We start from the raw sequence: 19,808 nt of genomic DNA, 5'->3' as shown, positions 1-19,808 counted from the left end.
CTGCCGGTCCGCGACCGCGGAGACGGTGCTGCGCCGCCCCGAGGACTGGCTGCCGGGAGCGGTCAGCGCCGGCATCACGGTACGCGCGGCGGCCCCCGCCCCTGCACAGGCCCACGCCCACGCCCAGATCCCCGCGCAAGCGCAGATGTACCCGGGGCGCCCCGGGTACCCGGGCCACCGCGTTGCCGGTTCCTCCTCCCCCTCCTGTCCCGCACAGGCATCACCGGTACAGGTGGTGCGTACCCGGGCACGGTCGTACTGTCGATTCAGGAACGACCGCTGAAGGAAGGGCACCGCCACCGGCACTTCTCCTGACGCGCGGTCTCGGCCCCACGGGGCCGGACCGGCGCGGTCGGGATGCCGTGCGAACTCGAAAAGAGGCAGCTGGGAGCCGACATGCAACGAGACAAGTTCAGAGCAGCGGTCATGATGTGTGCTGCCGCGACGCTCGTGGCGACGGCGGTACCGACATCCGCTTCCGCAGCGTCGTCCTCACCCGCTCGCACCGTGGCCGTCGACTGTTTCTCGGATCCACAAGTACGCCCCGGCGACTTCCTGCTCGCCTGCGGGGACGGCAACAACCGTCTCATCGGCCTCCGTTGGACCCAATGGGGACCGGCGTCCGCCGTGGGCAGTGGACTCGACGCGGTGAACGACTGTCGGCCGGATTGCGCCTCGGGCACGTTCCACTCCTACCCCGTCAAGGTGAGGCTGGACCGTCCGCAGAGCTGGGAGAACCATCCTGAGCTGCAGCGTTTCACCCGGCTGCAACTCACCTACACGGACAGCACGCCGTCTGATACACACCGGGTCGTGACGTACAAGCTCTGGGACTGATGCATCCGGGCGGTGGTCGGCGGCGGCCGGGCTACCCGGCAGCGGCGGCGGTATTCGCCGTCGGGATGGCCGGAACCACCCTGCCCACACCGTTGTACGGGCTCTATCAGGAACAGATCGGGTTCTCCGAGCTGATGGTGACGGTGGTCTTCGCCGTGTACGCCATCGCGGTCATCGCGGTGCTGCTGGTGATGGGCAACTATTCCGACGAAGTCGGCCGCAGGCCCGTGCTCCTGTGCGCCATGGCTCTGTCGGCCGCCAGCGCGGGATGTTTCCTCCTGGAGAGCGGCCTGGCCTTGCTCCTCGTGGGGCGGATGATGTCCGGCTGCGCGGCCGGTCTGCTGAGCGGCGCGGCGACAGCGGCCGTCATCGAACTGGCAGGTCCCGGGCAGCAGGCGCGAGCCGGCTTCGCCGCCACTGCGGCGAACATGGGCGGCCTGGGCTGCGGGCCGCTGCTCTCCGGCCTCCTCGCGCAGTACACCCCCTGGCCGCTGACACTTCCGTTCTGGGTCCATCTGGGCCTGGTGACCGCGGCCGCCGGAATCACCTGGCTCCTGCCGGAGACCGTGGCCGAGCCGAAGAGGTGGCCGCGTCCGACGCCACAGGGAGTAGCGGTGCCGCCCGAGGTCAAGGGCGTATTCATGCCCGCCTCGCTGGCGGCGTTCGCGGGCTTCGCGCTTCTCGGGCTCTTCACGGCGGTGGCACCGAGCTTCGCCTCGCGGACGCTGGGCGTGCGCAACCTGGCGGTCTCCGGTGCGGTGGTGTTCTCCGTGTTCCTCGCTTCGACCGCCGGGCAGTCCTTGACGCAACGGATCGGCGCGCGTCGCGCGCTCCCCGCGGGGTGCGGCAGCCTCGTCGTCGGCCTGCTGCTGGTGGCTGCATCGCTGATCGCCGAGTCGCCGGCCCTGCTCGTCCTGGGCGCGCTGTGCGGCGGCAGCGGCCAGGGACTTGCCTTTCGCGCGGCACTCACCCTGATCGGCGGAGCCGCCCCGGCACGGCATCGTGGCGGCACCATCTCGGCGTTCTTCGTCGTCGCCTACGCCGGGCTCGCGGTCCCAGTCGTCGGGGTCGGCGCGCTGGCCACCTGGTTCGGGCTCCGCCCTGCCGGGCTGATCTTCACGAGCTGCGTGATCCCGCTGGCGGCCGGGGCGGGGACGTACGCCTCGCGCAGGCTGCCGAAGTGAATCGCACCGGGAGCACCGCGGGCTTGTCCACGCCGTGCGGGGACGCCGCACGGCAGTGAATGGACGTCCGCCCGCCAGCTGCTGCCTGACATGGCAGCAGCCTCCTGCTCTCGCAGGAGGCTGCCACTGATGGTGAATCCGATCTCTCTCTGAGAGGAGCCGTCCTCGTGGAACATGCTACGGCGATCGACGAGGAGTGCCCACTCCAGCGGGACTCGCTCCGAGCGGTGCGGGGCTGCCGGACACTGTTTTCCGGCCGCGTCGCACTGCGTGTTCAGGGGCGCCGTGCTCGGCGACCCCTCGGCATCCCCGCCCCGGCAGGACGCCGAGCGGGTGACCGCGTCCCGCGCCCACTCGCCGCGGGTGCACGGACCCGGCTCCGGAGCTCCTGGAGCACGATGTCGCTGCCTCGTCGCCGCCGAGAGAGTTCGAGCGGATTCTCCACGAGGGGCAGGCCCGCCCGGCACTCTTGCTAGACGTTTCGTCCAACAAGCGAGGGTGGCGCTCAGGTGAACCGGAACGTGCCGTCGTGGCTGCTCAGGGGCGAACCGGTTGACCCTCGGGGCGACATGGAGATCGGCGAAGGCATCGACATAAGAAGGCCGAAAAAGCCGTAGCGACAGCCGCACAGTCTCGATCACCTGCCGAGCACGGTTCCAGGCACCCCGTCGGCCGGTCCAGACATCGAGGACGGCCGAATGACCGTCCCGCCCGCTCACGCTACCGTGTGCTACCAGCGCTCTTCCGGCTCCCGTCCCGGGACACCACGTCACTCGGGACGAGCCTTGCCGGCGCCCGCCCATGTCCACTTCCGAGCATGTTGCACAGCCTCTCATCTCCGCACCGATATGTGCGGACCGCGCGACAACCCATGGAGAACACGTTGAGGACGAAGTTCCGTTCTCGTATCACCGCCCGGCTCGGGCGCACGTACCTGTCCAGGATCCAGAAGTACGGAATCGGCTCCTCCACGATCCGGCTGCTGCCCGAGGACCTGCTGATGCTCCTGCGCAGGGATGGACTGGACCCGGTGGACAAACTGGCGGGGCTCCAGGCGAAGGCGCCGGTGTCCAAGGTGTCGTTGCCGTTCGGCATGGATGTCTGGGTGGTCACCGGGTACGAGGAGTCGAAGGCCGTCCTCGGATCGGCCGACGGATTCAGTACCGACTTCGCCCACCTCGCGACGAACGCCGGAGTGGCGGCGGAACAGAGTCCCGGCGGGCTCGGGTTCAGCGACCCTCCGGTGCACACCCGGCTTCGGCGCATCCTGACCCCGGAGTTCACGATGCGCCGGCTGCGCCGGCTCACTCCCAGAATCGATGCCATCGTGGAGGAACGCCTCGATGCGATGGAAGCCCGACAGGGCCCGGTCGACCTGGTGAAGGACTTCGCACTGCCGATCCCCTCGCTCACGATCTGTGAACTGCTCGGCGTGCCCTACGGGGACCGCCACGACTTCCAGCAGCTGGCCATGGACCGCTTCGACCTCTTCGGTGGCACGACCGCACCCTTCGGGGCCATGTCGGAGTCACTGGCGTACTTCAGGAACGTGGTCAGGATGCAGCGCGAGGAGCCGGGCGACGGCCTGCTCGGCATGATCGTGAAGGAGCACGGCGACAGCGTCGACGACGAGGAACTCGCGGGCCTCGCCGACGGCGTGCTGACCGGCGGATTCGAGACGACCGCCAGCACGATCGCCCTGGGCTCCCTCGTACTGCTGCAAAACGCCGAGGTCTTCGAGCGGATACGGACGGACGACGCGGCCGCCGCGCCGTTCGTCGAAGAGGTGCTGCGCTACCTCTCCGCGGTACAGCTCGCCTTTCCCCGGTTCGCCCGTCAGGACATCGAGATAGCGGGCGTGGTCATTCCGCGGGGCGACATGGTGCTCTGCTCGCTGAGCAGCGCCAATCGCGACCCGTCGTACGTCATGGACGACGGACGCTTCGATCCGCACCGCAACCCCTCGGGGCATCTCGCCTTCGGGTACGGAATCCACCGCTGTATAGGCGCCGAACTGGCGCGCATGGAACTGCGCTCCGCCTATCCCGCCCTGGCCCGGCGGTTTCCCCGGATGCGTCTCGCCGTCCCGCCCCAGGAACTGACCTTCCGCAAGCTGTCGATCGTGTACGGCGTCGAATCGCTGCCGGTACACCTGCGCTGAGCAGGCGCGATGCCGGATTCGACGGGATCTGCTCGTGCCCGTACCGGCGACGCGGCTTCACCACACCGCGGGGGCCACGGCCGAGGTGACGCAGGTTCGCCTCGGCCCGGCCGCACGGCTCCCCATCGTCTCGTCGATACCGGCCAAAACGAGCAGGGTCCCGTCGGCACTCTGAGGACGACCAGCACCACCACGACCGCCGTCGCGACGAGCAGTGCCTGAAGCACGGACAGCACCTGGAACAGAGCCGGCACGAGCACCACGCACAACAGCAGACGCATCCTGAGGATCCGGAACAGCAGCACATGCAGTCCGCGCAGGAGGTTCATGTTGAGCGCCACCGGGGATGTCGACTACAGGGGGGTACCGTCTGCCCTACCAGGTGACGGTGATCCGCTGCGGACTGCGGGAGGTGCTGCCGCGTCGCCATTCGATTTCTTCGGCGGGTTGCGCCAGACGCAGGCCGGGGAAGCGGGCCGCGATCCGGTGCAGGGACAGCTGGAGTTCGAGCCGGGCCAGCCAGGCGCCCAGGCAGTAGTGCGGACCGGCGCCGAACGACAGGGTGGGGGCTGCCAACGGGGCGAACAGGTCGTCGAGTTGCCGGGGCGGGAACACGTCGGGATCTCGGTTGGCCATGCCGCAGTCGGCGAGCACCACCGAACCCGCGGGGATGGTCACGCCGCCGACCTCCGTATCGACGGCGGCGTGGCGCGCGGACCCCCGGTCGTCGCCGAGCGGAATCAGGTGGAGCAGTCGCTCCGCCACCGCCCCGGCGGCCTCTTCGTCCTCCCCCAGGCGTTGCCAGCAGTCCGGACGTTCACCGAGCAGGTGGAGCAGGGAGTTGCCGAGCATCGTCATGGTGCTGTCGTGCCCACCCACCACCAGCCCGCACACGAGGTCGACCAGTTGTCCTTCCGGGACGCCGCCCTCGTCATCGGCCGCCCGGACGAGCGTGCTGGTCAGGTCGTTGCCGGGTGCGCTGCGCCGCTCGGCCAGCAGTGCGGCTCCGAAGGCGGCGAACTCCGTCAGGGCGGTCTCCATCTCCTCCTTGGGGTGGGAGCCGTCGGAGAAGGCGTACTCGCTCCAGTGACGCAGCCGTTCCCGGGACAGGGCATCGAGCCCCATCAGCCGGCTGATCACGTCGATGGGGAGCGGAAGGGTGAAGCCGGCCACCAGATCCACCGGAGGCTCCCTGTCGGCGAGTTGGTCCAGGCGCTGTTCCACGATCGACGCGACCCAGGGCCGCCAGCGCGCGACGGCCCTCGGAGTGAAGGCCCGTCGCAGAGTGCGGCGGAGACGCAGATGGTCTTCGCCGTCCTGGTTGAACATCAGGTCCAGGCTGCCCACCAGGCCTGATTCTCCCGTCAGGGACGGGGCGTCCGGTGCGTGGAGCCGCGCGCGTCCGAACCGGGAGTCGGTCAGGACCTTGCGTACGTCGGCATAACGGCTCACCAGCCAGGCCCGGCTCCCGTCCGGTAGCGCGACGGGGCCGGGCGGTCCGGGCGGGTCGAAGTTCAGACGGTGCAGAGGGAGCGTGGGCGGGCCGGTCATCAGGTCGTTGTCGTCAAAGCGGGGCACGGGACCTCCAGGCGTGGAAAGCGGGCGATCGGGGGGCTGCGGGGGCAGCGTGCGGTCAGAGTTCGACCAGCACCTTTCCCCGGCTGGCTCCCCTGTCGTGGTAGAGGCTCCGATAGGCCTCCGGGATGTTCTCGAAGCCGTGGTGGAGGGTGTGACCGCAACGGACCTCGCCCCGCCGGACCTTGCCGCCCAGCTCGTCGTGGAGCGCGCGCCAGTTCTCCTCGGTGAACCACTCCAGGGAGAAGATGCCGCGCACGGTTGCCCGCGGGAACATGATGTACGGCAGCAGGCGCGGCCCGACGGTGTCCCGGCCGACCTGGGTGGCCCACTGCCAGCACACGGCCACCTGACTGTCGATGTTGAGCATGGAGAACACGGCATCGGTCACGGTGCCGCCCAGATTGTCGAAGTACTTGTCGATTCCGTCCGGTGCCACCCAGGTGAGTGCTTCTCGCACGGATTCGCAGCTGTCCCCGTGGCGGTAGACGACCACCGCGTCGAATCCCAGCTCGTCGAGGTACTGCGCCTTCGCCGCCGTCGACGTGGTGCCGACCACCCGGGCCCCCGCGAGCTTGGCCAGCTGGCCGACCAGCGAACCCACGGAGCCGGAGGCGCCACTGATCACCACCGTGTCCCCGGAGCTCACCGTCAGGAACTTCGTCAGAGTGCCCCAGGCGGTCATTCCGGGTCCGCCCATGACGCTCAGCGCGGTGGGGAGCGGAAGCGCGTCGTCGTACCAGTGGGGCTCCAGGCGGCGGAAGGCCGGGAAGACCATGGGGAACGTACCCGTCTGCCAGGGGGTCGCCGCTCCGCTGCTGACGAGATGGGTGCGCCAGCCGCCGAATCCCTGTACCAGATCACCGGGGCGATGAGCCGCCCGCGGTCCGGCTTCCAGCACCTCCATGATCGAGTCGGCTCCCATGTGCGCGCCGAGAGGGGTGTCCAGCGCGATGCCCTGAAGGTAGGGGTCCACCGAGACGTAGCGTGTCCTCAACAGCATCTCGTCCGGGGCCAGGTCGACATCGAGCTCCTCCTCGACGAGCCCGTAGATCCTCTCGATGTCGGGGACCCCCTCGACGTGCTCACGGACCACCCATTTCCTGGTTCTCATCGTGTTCCCTCTCGCTCGACGGAGGACGAACGGCTCTGCATGACGGGCCGCGCGTCCGGTCGGGGCCCCACCGGGACGACGAGGTGGGTCGGGGGCGGCCCGCTCTCGTCGACGGACGCCGTGAACGTCCGGCCGTCGTCCCTGCAGATGAACTGCATGACGTGCCGGCCCGCCGCCGCCGCACGGATCAGGCCGCCTGTCGTCGCCCATACGCCGGACTGGTAGAAATTCCGCAGTCCCGGCAGGCCGGGGCCGTGCTTCTTGATGAGCGTCTCCAGCGTCTCCCCGCTCTCCACGAACGGCTGCCAGCCGAGGACGGTGCCGTCGTAGTTGCCGGTGTAGCGGACCTGTGTGAGCGGGCTCGACACATCACGCACGGCGATCGCGTCCGTGATGCCGGGGTGGCGCCGTTCCAGGAATGCCACGAGTGCGTCGCGGGCCCGCCGTTTGGCCGTGTAGTACCCGCGGCCGTGGCGTACCGGCAGTGTGTGCAGTTCCTGGCCGCCACGGGTCCGGGTCACCTGCTCCGGTCCTTCGTCGAGGGCCCGCCAGGGGGCGATGTCGCAGAAGTAGGTGACGTACGCGATGCTCGTGCCCTGGGGAGAGAGTTCCGGGTAGTACCTGCTGCGGAACTGGACGTTGATGCTGGGGTGGCGGATGCCGGTGAGTTCGGCCGCTTCCGATGCATCGAGCAGATAGGTCGTGCAGGGATCTGCGTCGGGGAAGTCACGGCGCAGGCCGAGGAAGAGCGTGAAGTATCCGGGGAAGACCATGCCGGGTTCACGGATGGTCTTCGTGTACAGACGGCGGTACGCCTCGTTGAGGTAGCGGCCGCCGAGCAGATCCATCATGGTGGTACGGCCGTCACAGGCCGAGACGACAATGTCGGCGCGCAGTTCGCGCCCGTCGCTCAGCCGGACCCCGACCGCCCGGTCGTCCTCGACCAGTACCTCTTCGACCTTGGCGTTGTAGGTCACTTCGCCGCCGAGTCTGCGGTAGCGCCGCTCGATCGACTCGGCCAGCCCGAGCGATCCGCCCTCGGGGACGCCCGCGGAGAGGTTGGCATGCGAAGCGAGTTGGAAGTGGAACGGCAGTACCGGGAACGCCGGGTGCTTCTCGAACAGGATGAAGTTGAACGCCTCCCGCAGCAGGGGATCCTTGAACCTCGCCGAGTAGTCGGTCATCAGTACGCCGATGGTCTTGCGCACGGCATTGAAATAGGGGACGAAGGACGCCAGCATGCGCCAGCGTTCGGGCATGGACATCAACCCGACCGGTTTGAGGAACGGATAGACGGCGAGGCACTTGCGGAACACCCTCAGCTGCTTGCAGAAGTCCCGGATCAGGGCGGAGTCGACGGGCGAGAGCTCGGTCAGATGTGCCTGGAGCCGGTCGGGATCGGAGTAGAAGTACACGGCCCGGCCGCACCGGCCGCGCACGACGTTGAACACATCGAAGTGCCGTACCTCCTTGCCCTGCAACGCACCCAGCTCCAGCCAGATCTGGTGCATCTCGTTGCCGGGTCCGCTGCCGAGGAGCCAGCTGACACAGGGATCCAGGGTGAAGTCCCCGCGGTCCCATGCCGTGCAGCAGCCGCCCGGCAGTTCATGCATCTCCAGGATGTGCGTGCGGTAGCCGTTCATCCGGGCGTAGCAGCCGGTGGACAGACCGCCGAGCCCGGCGCCGATGATGATCAACGACTCCCGTTCGGAAGGCGACACGAACCTGCTCTCCTCGGTGTTCATGTGCGGGAGTCCCCGCGCGCGGACCATCTGTCGAGCTGAGGCAGCCGGCCCAGCTTTCCGGGGTGCCAGGGTTCGCCGCCCGGGCTCTCGGAGGCCGTGAACCCGCGTCCCAGCTCGTCGCAGAGGTACTGGATGACGAAGCGGCCGGTCGACGCGGCGCGGATCAGACCGCCCATACCGACCCACTGCCCGGCCATGGAGAATCCCCGCAGGCCGGGCAGGCGCATGCGGTCCTTGCCGACGAGCTTGGCCGCGATGTCGTCGGCCTCGGAGAACGCCTTCCAGGCGAGGATGGAGCCGTCGTGGTTGCCCGTGTACCGCCGGGTGGTCGCCGGGGAGGCGACATCGACGAGTTCGATGCGTTCGGCCGTGCCCGGCAGTCGGCGCTCCAGGAAGTCTCTGACGAAGCCGGCGACTCGGTGCTTCTGCGCCCGGTACTCCTTGCGGTCGGCGGAACGCAGTGCTTTCCAGTAGGCGAAGTCGCTGAAGTAGGTGCAGTGGACCACCGATCTTCCGGGCGGGGCGAATCCGTCGGAGTAGTGGGAGCGCAACTGGACCACCAGACTGTTCTGGAGTGCGCCGGGCAACCGGGCGGCGTCCTCGGGAGGGAGCAGATACGTGGTGCTGTGCGCCCGGTCGGGCCCAAGGTCGCCCCGGACCCCGACGAAGGCCGAGACCACCGCGGGGAAGAGAGCACCCGGTCGGTGCAGCAGGTCGTCGTACAGCTTGTCGATCCGGGGCCCGGTGTACCTGCCCTGCAGGAGACCGTGGATCGTCGTGTGGCCGTCGCAGGCCGAGACGACATGGTCGGCGTAGTATCGCCTGCCGTTGCGCAGTTCGATACCGACGGCGCGTCCGTCCTCGACGAGGATCCGTTCGACCCGTGCCCGGTAGTCGATCTCACCGCCCAGCGTCGTGTACCGCTCCTCGATCGAACGTGCCAGGCCCAGTGAACCTCCTTGTGGGAAGCCGGCGTTGTGGTGGTGGGCGCTGGCCATGTTGAACAGGTACGGGAGCAGCGGGAAGCCCTCCGGGTCCTGGAAGAAGATGTTGCGGAACGCCCGGCGCAGCAACGGGTCCTGGAAGCGGTCGGCGAACTCGTGCATCGGTGTCGAAGCCGTACGCCAGAACAGCCGGAACGCGGGCAGGACGGTGCGGAGCGTCTCGGCCCTCTCGCGCACGGTCCGCAGGGCCGGGGCGGTCAGGAACGGATACAGGTCGATGGCGATGAATCGCCTCAGGTCCCGGCAGAACGAGCGGATCAGCCGGGCGTCGGCGGGCGAGAGGCCGAGCAGGTGGCGCTCCAGCCGGTCCGGGTCGTTGTAGAAGACCACCGACCGGCCGGCCTCGTCGACGACTCGGTTGAACATCTCGAAGTTGGTGATGGTCTTGCCGTCGAGCGCCCCCAGTTCACGCCACACCTGGTGGGCGTCGTTGCCGTCGGCGGTGCCGATCAGCCACTCGATGCAGTAGTCGAAGATGTAGCCGTCGCGCGACCATGCTGTGCAGCAGCCCCCGGGCAGCACGTGCTTCTCGAAGATGCGGGACCGCATTCCGTTCATCTGCGCGTAAGCGCCGGTGGACATTCCGGCGACGCCGGCACCGATCACGATGACCCGGGGTCTGCCGTCCGCGTCCCGTCCGCCGGCGCTCCACGGATCGTCCGTGTCACCGGCCATCGGCGCCGCCCTCCTGGAGGATGCCGCGCACCAGCTCGGCGTTGCGGGCCACGTGCTTGGGGTCGAGCATGTCCGCGTGGATTCCGGAGCCGCGCAGGAGGGCTGTGGCCGTGGTGGAGCTTCCGTGCCAGGTGCCGCGTGCGCCCTCGGTGTAGAGCGCGGTCTTCTCCTCGTCCGTGACCACGCTGACGGTGGCGGAAACCGTGCCGAGGTTCGGTGTGCGTCCGCAGAACGCCAGGTATTCCGCTGCGTGGTCCAGGGTTTCGCGGGCGACGATCTCCGACCCGGTGTGCTTCCGGAGGTGTTCGGCCAGTTCCGCCTCGAAGATCTCGAGGTGTTCGGGGCCGGGGACGTAGGGCTCCAGGATGCGGTGCGAGTCCAGGACGATCACGTGGTCGACCTCGCGTCCCCGGGCTTCGAGCTCCTTGGCCACCTCGAACGCGAGGTTGCCGCCGAGGGAGTAGCCGAGCAGCAGGCATCGGCCCTCGGGTCGCAGGGACTCGATGTGGTCGGCGTAGCGGGCCACCTTGTTCTCGCCCGGGACGTAGTTGAAGGCGATCAGCCGGTACAAGGGCAGCTGCGCGGCGAAGGCCCGGTAGACGAGTCCGTGGCCGCCCGCCGGGGGGAAGCAGAACACCGTCGGGTCCCGGTCGCTGTTGAAGCTCAGGAAGGGCAGATCGTCCGAGACGCCGCCGGTGGCGAGTCGTTCCACCGTCGCGGCCATCCCGTGCAGGGTCGTGACCCGGTACAGCAGGCTGACGGGGATTCCCACGCCGAACTCCTGGCGCAGCCGGTGGATCAGCTCGATCAGCTTGATGGAGCTGCCTCCGGCCTCGAAGAACTCGTGTGTCAGGCCGACCCGCTCCAGGCCCAGCATCTCCTTCCAGTGCCGGGCCATGCTCATTTCGAACGGTGTGCCGAGCACCTCCTCCGGTTCGTCGTCGGCGTCGAAGCGGGGCGTCGGGAGGGCGGCGACGTCGACCTTCCCGTTGGCGGTCAGCGGCAGTTCCGGCACTGCGACGAAGTGCGAGGGAACCATGTAGGCGGGCAGCAGTTCCGCGAGGCGCCGTCGCAGCGCGCGCTGGTCGAGCGCTGTCCCGTCCGCCGGCACGCAGTAGGCGCAGAGCACGTCCTCCCCCCGGGCGTCGGGGCGCACGGTGACGACCGCCCGGGCCAGCTGGGGCCACTGGGCGAGGTGGGTCTCGATCTCGCCGATCTCGATCCGGTGGCCGCGGAGCTTGACCTGGTCGTCCACCCGCCCGAGCAGATGGACCCGGCCGTCGGCGTCCCAGCAGGCCGCGTCGCCGCTCCGGTAGAGGCGTACGGGTTCGGCGCCCGGCTCCCGGCTCATCGTCCGGGTCACGAAACGCCGGGCCGTCTGCTCGGGGTCGCCCGCGTAGCCGAGCGCGACGCCGTCGCCGCCGATCCACAGTTCGCCCGGTACACCGGGCGGCACCGGCTCGCCGTGCCGGTCGAGCACATGGAGCGTGCTGTTGTTCAAGGGCCGCCCGATCGGCACGGTGCGGCCGGGTTCCAGGTCGTCGACGGGTCCTTCGAAGAAGGCGCTGTCGATGGTGGCCTCGGTGACCCCGTAGGAATTGATCAGGCGGGTGTGCGGTCCGCACAGGTCGCGCAGCCGTCGGTACTCCCCGGTCTTCCATGCGTCGGACCCGACGACCAGCAGACGCATGAAGTCCAGCCGCAGGCCCTCCCGTCCGCAGTGGTCCATGAGTCCGCGTACGACGGCGGGGACGAACTCCGCGCAGTCGACCCGCTCCTCGCGCATGGTCCTGTAGAGGCGTTCGGTGTCGAAGAGGAGATCGCGGTCGACGAGCACCAGATTGCCGCCGGAGCACAGCGCGCGCACCAGATCACCGGTGAAGACGTCGAACGACGGGGCCGCCATCTGCAGGTGCACCCGCACGTCACGGTCCAGCCGGTACTCCTGGAGCCAGGCTCCGTACGCCGAGGCGAGGTTGCGGTGGCTGACCTGCACGGCCTTGGGGTGCCCGGTCGAGCCGGAGGTGTGGATGATGTACGCGGGCGAGTCCAGGCCCGCCGGGTCGTCCGGTCCGGCCGCGGGCGACCGTCGGCCGTCCGTCGCGGGCTCCGCCTCGTAGAGTTCCCGTAGGGTCAGCGTCTCTGCCGCAATCCCTGCCATCCGGTCCCGGGAGGTCTCGTCCGCGACGACGAGGAGGCCGGCACCCGCGGTCCGCACGGTGTGGGCGACACGGTCGGCCGGGTGGTCGGGCGGGAGGGGGAGGTAGGCGCCACCGGCCTTGAGCACCGCGAGGAGGGCTACGACGAGGTCGGGCGACTTGTCCAGGCAGAGCGCCACCACGCAACCGGGACCGGTCCCCAGCCGGCGCAGCCGCTGCGCCAGTTCCCCGGCACGGCGGTCCAGTTCCGCGTACGTCAGCCGGAGGGCCGTCCCACGGCACGACGGGGCCGTGACGGCGATCGCGTCCGGGCAGCGGGCGGCAACCTCGCTGATCAGCTGGTGCACGGGCCGGACACGATCCGCCTCGTGCTCCCCCGCTCCGGGCGGCAGGGCGGTGCGCGCGGCGCCGCTCCACTCGCCGACCAGCCGCTCGCGCTCCTGGGCGCCCAGCATCTCCAGCCGGGTGACGGGGTAGTCGGCCGGTGCCCTGGTCATGCTGTCGAGCAGGGTGGTGTAGTGCGATGCCATCCGCCGCATGGTCTCGGGCAGAAAGAGGTCGGTGTTGTATTTCAGGACGCAGTGGAACCGGTGCTCCGCCTCGTCCTCGTAGACGGACAGGGTGACGTCGAACTGCCCTTCTTCTTCGGGCAGTTCGATGTATTCGAGCCGGTAGCCGTATTTCTCGGTGGCGACCTGGTGGGTCAGCAGGATGAACATGGCCTGGAACACCGCGGAACGGCTGGGATCGTGCTGGAGCCCCAGTTCGTCCACCAGCAGGACGAACGGATACTCCTGGTTGTCGAGGCCTCCCAGCACGGTCGTACGGACCTGTTGCAGCAGCTGGGCGACCGACGGCTCGCCGGACAGGTCCGCGTGCAGCGGGAGCGGGTTGACGAAGTAGCCGTAGACGGAGGCGAACTCCTGCTGGATCCGGCCGGTCACCGGGCTGCCCACGATGACTTGGTCCTGCCCGGAGTAGCGCTGGAGCAGCACGTAGTAGGCACTGAGCAGCACCATGAACGGGGTCACGTCGTGCTCGCGGGCCAGGGCGTGCACGCGAGCGGTGAGAGCCGTGTCCAGTGCGAAGAACTCCGAGGCCCCGTTGTTCGTCTGCACGGCCGGCCGGGGTTTGTCGACGGGCAGTTCCAGGACCGGCACCTCGTCCGGCAGCTGGGAACGCCAGTAGTCGAGCATGCGCTGTGCCGCGGGACCGCCCAGGAAGCGGTTCTGCGCGTTGAGGAAGTCCAGGTAGCGCGCGGTGACGGGCGGCAGCGAGGGCTCATGGCCCTGGCGCAGTCCCTCGTAGACCGCGAGGAGCTCCTCGATGAAGGTGAACGTGGAGATCGCATCCGAGACGATGTGGTGGACCGCCTTCATGATCACCCAGCGGTCGTGGCCGCGTTTGAAGAGGCGGAAGCGGAACAGCGGGTCGCGTTCGAGGTCGTACGGCTTGCGGTATTCGGCCACGATCGTCCGGTGGATGTCCTCCCATTCCTGGTCCTGCACGTCGAACAGCGCGAGGTCCGGGCTCCGGTCGGACGACACCTGCTGCAACGGCAGGCCGTCCACCGTGAGGAAGTTGGTGCGCAGCGCGGGATGACGTGCGACCAGGCAGCGGACGGCTTCGAACATCAGGTCGGGGTCGAGGGCGACGCGGACCTCGACCGCGCCGCCGATGTTGTATGCGTAGCCCTCGGGGTTGAGCTGCCTGAGGAACCACAGGGCCTTCTGGTTCTGCGTCAGCGGATGGCGGAGCTCGTCCTCGAAGACCTCCACCGCCGCCTTGTCGTCACCTCCGGGTTCGAACGCCACCGCTTCGGCCAGACCGTCGTGGAGCTGTGTGACCAGTTCGACGACCGGGGTGCCGCTCAGCAGAGCCACCACGGGCGGGGCGATACCGAGTTCGGAACCGAGCCGGGCACGCAGCTCCATCGCCAGGAGCGAGTCGAGCCCCAGCGCGTTGAGGCCCGCGTGCGGATCGATCTGCTCGGGGCTCGTCCGCAGCACCGAGGCGGCCACCGCGGTGAACCGTCGGGCCACCAGGGCCAGGCGCTCCGCCGCGTCCGCCCTGCGGAAGATGTCGACGATGCCGTCGCGCGTGCCCGCGTCGGCCGTTCCGTCGGAGGCCGCCGCCGCGAGTTCGGCGACCAGCGAGGGAGGGGAGGCGTACCAGGACTGGAACACCGGCCAGTCGACGACCGTCGCGACGAGCAACTGGGCCCGGTCCTGGCCGATGACGCGTTCCAGCACCGCCATGCCGACGTCCGGTGCGAGCGAGCTCATCCCACGGCTGTGGAGGTAGTGGTCGACGAGTCCGAGCTCTTCGATCATGCCGGTGGCCCACGGTCCCCAGTCGATGCTGAGTCCCGGCAGTCCGAGCGCGCGACGGTGCTGGGCCAGCGCGTCCAGGAACGCGTTCCCGGCCGCGTAGTTGGTCTGACCGGCCGTCGTCAGCAGGGAGGCGATCGAGGCGAACAGCACGAAGTGGTCGAGCGGTTCGTCCCGCAGATGCCGGTGCAGCAGATACGCGCCGACGGCCTTGGGGTCGTGGGCCTCGGCGAACGTGCGGTGGTCCATGTCCGTGACGAGTGTGTCGCGGACCTGACCGGCCAGGTGGAACACCCCGCGGACCGGCAGCGGGTCGGTGAGGCGGTGGGCGTCGAGCCAGGCCGTGAACGCGGTCTCATCGGTGATGTCGAGCGGTGCCAGGACGATCCGGGCGCCGAGCGCCTCCAGTTCCCTGACGAAGGCGACGGCACGGCCCTGGGCCGTGGCGGGGTCGAGTCCGCGCCAGGCGGACCGCTCCGGCAGCGCGGTGCGTCCGATGAGGATCAGACTGCGCGCCCCACGTCGTACGAGCGTCCGGCAGAGGAGCCGGCCGAGTGCTCCGAAGGCCCCGGTGACCAGGTAGCCGCCGTCGGCGCGCAGGCGCAGTGGAAGGGGGCGCGTCAGCCCCTCGGCCCGCCGCACCCTGCTGGTGAGGCGGCCGGTGCCGCGCAGCGCGATCTCCTCCTCGTCGTCGGTGAGTGCCTCGCGCAGCAGCGCCTGCGCGTCGGCTCGGAGTCCCTCGTCCCCCTGCCGGCCGGGATCCAGGTCGATCAGCTTTCCGCGATGGGAGAGCAGCTCCTGGTGCCTGAGCACCCGGCCGACTCCCCAAGCCGGCGCCCCCAGAGGCTCGACGCTCTCGCCGGACTCGACGCACTGCGCGCCGCGGGTCACGATGTGCAGCCGGCCGCCGGCCCCGCGCCGGAGCAGTGTGCGGGCGAGCGCGATCAGTGAATACGCCCCGGTTTCGCTGTGCCGTACGACGTCCTGCCCTGCGGCCTCGGTGAGGTGCGGCAGGTCGAGGTTCCACAGATGCACAACGGTGCCGAAGGACGTCCCGCCGTCCTGGCCGCGCTTCCCGCCCTCGTCCAGGTCGGCGAAGAGCCGCTCCAGATCCGGGCCGGACCCCGGCACGACGGTGAACTCCCCTCCGTCTCGCGCCCTGTGGTACGCCTTCCCGGGACGCACCAGGTGGCAACGCACACCGCGCGCGACGAGCAGGGCACTCAGCGCGTCGCCGACACCGTGGCTGTCGGCGAACACCAGCCAGTCGGTATCGGTGCCGGGACCGCCCTGTGCGGTGTCCGTGCCCGTGTCCGTGCCCGCGTCGAAGGGCCTGTCGATCCAGACGGTTTCGGCGAGCCAGGAGTCGATCGTGCCCAGGCCGACCGCCGTGGGTGCCTTCTCCACGTCGGCTGCGCGGAATCCAATGATCCCGCCCAGAGGTTCACCGCTGTCCGTGTGGACGGTGATGTTCCCGACGAGCTCGTCCGCGTCACTGCGGGTCACCGTGGCATGCACCCAGATCGGCTGGTCTCCGACCGGGGCGAGGCACATCTCGTCGATGGACAGGGGCAGGCGGATGCCGGAGGTCTTCCGGTCCGCTTCCCCGTCGAGGAGCTGTGTCGTCAGCAGGGACTGGAAGCAGGCGTCGAGCAGCACGGGATGGATATGGTGCCGGGCCGCGTCGTCACCGAGCGCCGCAGGCGGGCTGAGCCGGGCGAGGACCTCGTCGGAACCGATCCACACTTCGTCGATGGCACGGAACGCGGGACCGTAGTGGTAGCCCAGGGCGGCCAGCTCCGCGTAGCAGTCCTCTCCGTCCACCCGGCGGCGGCTGCGGGCCCGGACGGCCTCGGTGTCGACGGTGGGGCCGGCCGGGCGCGGCTGTCCGGAGCGTACGACGCCGCTCGCGTGCACCGCCCGGTCGCCCTCCGTCTCCCCTGCCGAGGCGATCGTGAACGCCGCGTTCTGCGGCGAGAGCGTCAGGCGTACGGCGCGGTCCTCGCCCTCGGGCAGGAAGAGGGCTTTGCGGAATTCGACATCCGTCAGCACGACGTGCGTGCCGCCGGTCAGGGAACGGACCGCCTGTGTGGCCATCTCCAAGTACCCGGCCGCCGGAAAGACCACGGTGGACTGGATGCGGTGGTCGTCGAGGTAGGGCAGCCGCTCCGTGTCGAGTGTCGTGTGCCAGGCCGGTTCGGTGTGTGCCGTACGGCGGCCCAGCAGTGGGTGGACGGCGTGGCCGAGGCGGACCTGCGCGACGGGGCCGGGCTCCGTCCAGTACCGGTCGCGCTTCCATGGGTAGCGGGGAAGCGCCACCGGGCTGCCCACCGGGTGCAGGGTGTCCCACGCGACCGGTACTCCGAAGTTGTGCAGTTCCGCCAGCGAGGCGGCGAAGCGCTCCGGTTCGTTCTCCTGGCGGCGGATCGAGGCGACGGTGTGTACGGCCGCGTTCCGGCCGTCGAGGCACTCACGGATGGAATGACCGAGCACCGGATGCGGGCCGATCTCCAGGAACAGCCCGTACCCGTCGTCGGCGAGCCGGTCCACGGCCGCACGGAAGCGGACGCGGTGGCGGACGTTCTTCCACCAGTACCCGGCGTCCAGTTCACCGCCGTGCGCCGTGCCCTCCTGGCCCGTCAGATACAGCGGAACCGTTGCCGCCCGTGGGGCGAGCCCGTCCAGCGAGGCCAGCAGTTCGTCCTTGATCGCTTCCATGGCCACGCTGTGGTACGGGACCTGGACCGACAGGAACTTGGCGAAGATCTGCTCGGAGCGCAGCCCCTCCGCCAGTTCGGCCAACGCGTCCCGGTCCCCGGCCAGTGTGACCGCCGAGGGGCTGTTGACCGCCGCAACGGACACCCGGTCCCCGTACGCGGCCGCCCGGAGCTGCGCCTCCTCCTCGGGGAGACTCACGGCGAGCATGGTGCCCGTACCGTCGAGCCGCTGCTGGAGCCGACTGCGGTGCAGCACGACCCTCACCGCGTCCTCCAGGGTGTAGACCCCGGCCTCGTAGAAGGCGGCGATCTCGCCCGTGCTGTGACCGACCACGGCGTCGGGCCGCACGCCGTAGTGGCGCCACATGGCGGCGAGTCCCACCTGGACGGCGAAGTTGGCCGGCTGCGCGAGCCACGTCTCGCCCATGCGCGACGCGGCTTCGTCGGCCGTCATCTCATCGATCAGGGACCAGCCCGCCAGCTTGCGGACGACCATGTCGCACCGGGTGACGGCGTCCCGGAACGCCTCGTCGCACTCGAACAGTTGGCGGCCCATGCCCCACCACTGCGGCCCCATACCGGTGAAGACCCAGACGAGGCCGCGCTGTTCGGTGTCGAGCTGCCTGCCATGGACCACTCGGGGGTGAGATTCTCCCCGCAGGAAGGCGGCGAGCCCTTCGTCCAGTTCGTCCCGGGACGAGTACACGACGGAGAGCCGTGACTCGAGGTGCTGGCGGCGGCGGGCAAGCGTGTACCCGAGGTCGGACAGCGAAACCCCGGGACCGTGGGACCCTGCCAGCTCGCGACGGATGCCCGCCGCCACCTCCGGCAGGGCCTCCGGGGTCCGGGCGGTCAGCGGCAGGACGTTCCAGGACCGTTCGCGGAGCGCGGGGCGCCGGTCCGCCCGCTCGGGTGCCGCCTCCAGCACGACATGCGCGTTGGTACCGCCGAAGCCGAACGAATTCACCCCGGCTCGCGCGGGCCCCTCGTGCTCGGGCCAGTCGGTCGGCTCGGTCGGGATCAGGTACGGGGAGGACTCCTGATCGATGGCTGCGTTGATACGTTCCAGGTTGATGTGGGGCGGGATGCGGCGATGCTTGAGGCAGAGCACGGTCTTGATCAGTCCTGCGATGCCCGCTGCCGCTTCGGTGTGCCCGATGTTCGTCTTGACGGACCCGACGTAGCACTTGGCACCGGGTCTGCGGCCCACGGCCAGCGCCCGGCTCAGCGCGTTCGCCTCGATCGGGTCGCCGACCGCCGTCGACGTGCCGTGGGCCTCCACGTACTGCAAGGAGCCGGGTGCGATGCCGGCTCCGGCGCAGACACGCTGGATGAGAGCGGCCTGGGCGTCCGCGCTGGGCACGGTGATGCCATTGGTGCGGCCGTCCTGGTTGACCCCCGTGCCGAGGATCACCGCGTGGATCGGGTCGCCGTCGCGTACGGCGTCGGCGAGCCGCTTCAACGCGACCATGCCCACGCCTTCGGCCCGTACGTAGCCGTTGGCCGAGGCGTCGAACGTACGTGATCGGCCGTCGGGAGACAGGAAGCCGCCCTTCGTCTCGGCGATGGTGTACTGCGGAGCCATGTGCAGCAGGACGCCACCGGCAAGTGCGAGGTCGGTCTCCCGGTTGTTGAGGCTCTGGCAGGCGAGGTGCACCGCCACCAGGGAAGAACTGCACGCCGTGTCGATCGACAGGCTGGGGCCGCGGAAGTCGAAGCAGTAGGAGAGACGGTTCGAGACCATCGTCATCATGGTGCCGGTGGCGGTGTGTGCGGCCAGTGAGGCGAAACTCAGATCGGAGAACTGGAGGATCTTGTAATCCAGCGTGAACGCCCCCACGAACACGGCGGTATTGCTTCCGGCGAGCTCCGAGGGCCGCTGCCCGCCGTCCTCCAGCGCCTCCCAGGTCACCTCCAGCAGCTTGCGCTGCTGAGGGTCCATGTGGTCGGCCTCGCGCGGACTGATTCCGAAGAACCCGGGGTCGAACTCGTCGAAACCATCGATGAATCCGCCACGGCCGCCGATCAGGCGTCCCGGTTTCTCCTTGTACTTGCTGCCGAGGGTCGTGACGTCGTAGCGGTCCGCCGGTGTCGGTGTGATGCAGTCCTTGCCGTCCATGAGGTTCTGCCAGTAGGTGCGGTGGTCCGACGCACCGCCGGGCAGTCGGCAGCCCATGCCGATGATCGCTACTTCGTCGCTCACAGATGCACTGTTCACGTCGGGCAAGGTGGTACTCCTCAAGTCGTGGCATCGGGACATGGCATGGATACGAGGGGGCAATGCGGTTTCCTGAAAAAGAGGGGCCG

8 protein-coding genes are annotated in these 19,808 nt (G+C 69.4%); 3 read left to right on the top strand and 5 right to left on the bottom strand.

All coding sequences use genetic code 11. From position 1 onward, the window contains the following. Window positions 1-396 precede the first annotated feature (396 nt). The 3 genes from ACF08M_RS07760 (at window position 397) to ACF08M_RS07750 (ending at window position 4,182) form a co-directional block, all read left to right on the top strand. Window positions 397-837 carry a hypothetical protein gene (locus ACF08M_RS07760; RefSeq protein ID WP_392184340.1) on the top strand — a complete coding sequence of 147 codons (441 nt, stop codon included), beginning with the start codon at window positions 397-399 and terminating at the stop codon, window positions 835-837. Continuing rightward, entirely contained in the window at window positions 837-2,021 is a 1,185-nt protein-coding gene (locus ACF08M_RS07755) for an MFS transporter (protein ID WP_392184339.1), read from the top strand. Before ACF08M_RS07760 ends, ACF08M_RS07755 begins: the two co-directional genes overlap by 1 nt. 871 nt (window positions 2,022-2,892) lie before the next feature. Next, window positions 2,893-4,182 carry a cytochrome P450 gene (locus tag ACF08M_RS07750; protein WP_392184338.1) on the top strand — a complete coding sequence of 430 codons (1,290 nt, stop codon included), beginning with the start codon at window positions 2,893-2,895 and terminating at the stop codon, window positions 4,180-4,182. 375 nt (window positions 4,183-4,557) lie between these two features. Here ACF08M_RS07750 and ACF08M_RS07745 read toward each other — a convergent pair whose 3' ends face one another. The 5 genes from ACF08M_RS07745 to ACF08M_RS07725 form a co-directional block, all read right to left on the bottom strand. Further along, window positions 4,558-5,733 carry a cytochrome P450 gene (locus ACF08M_RS07745; RefSeq protein ID WP_392184483.1) on the bottom strand — a complete coding sequence of 392 codons (1,176 nt, stop codon included), beginning with the start codon at window positions 5,731-5,733 and terminating at the stop codon, window positions 4,558-4,560. 82 nt (window positions 5,734-5,815) lie between these two features. Then, entirely contained in the window at window positions 5,816-6,871 is a 1,056-nt protein-coding gene (locus ACF08M_RS07740) for an MDR family NADP-dependent oxidoreductase (RefSeq protein WP_392184337.1), read from the bottom strand. Then, a complete protein-coding gene (locus tag ACF08M_RS07735; protein WP_392184336.1) occupies window positions 6,868-8,616 on the bottom strand; it encodes a phytoene desaturase family protein in 1,749 nt (582 codons plus the stop codon). Before ACF08M_RS07735 ends, ACF08M_RS07740 begins: the two co-directional genes overlap by 4 nt. Further along, complete coding sequence (locus tag ACF08M_RS07730) at window positions 8,613-10,295, bottom strand: phytoene desaturase family protein (RefSeq protein WP_392184335.1); 1,683 nt, start codon at window positions 10,293-10,295, stop codon at window positions 8,613-8,615. The genes ACF08M_RS07735 and ACF08M_RS07730 overlap by 4 nt, the downstream gene beginning before the upstream one ends. After that, window positions 10,285-19,728 (bottom strand): amino acid adenylation domain-containing protein, encoded by a 9,444-nt coding sequence (locus tag ACF08M_RS07725; RefSeq protein WP_392184334.1) that lies wholly within the window; start codon window positions 19,726-19,728, stop codon window positions 10,285-10,287. The genes ACF08M_RS07730 and ACF08M_RS07725 overlap by 11 nt, the downstream gene beginning before the upstream one ends. Window positions 19,729-19,808 lie beyond the last annotated feature (80 nt).

It is taken from the genome of Streptomyces sp. NPDC015032 (genome assembly GCF_043080425.1).
In the GTDB taxonomy this organism is placed as follows: Bacteria; Actinomycetota; Actinomycetes; order Streptomycetales; family Streptomycetaceae; genus Streptomyces.
Note: the sequence above shows the minus strand (reverse complement) of the source record. Positions and strands in the feature narration are given on the sequence as shown.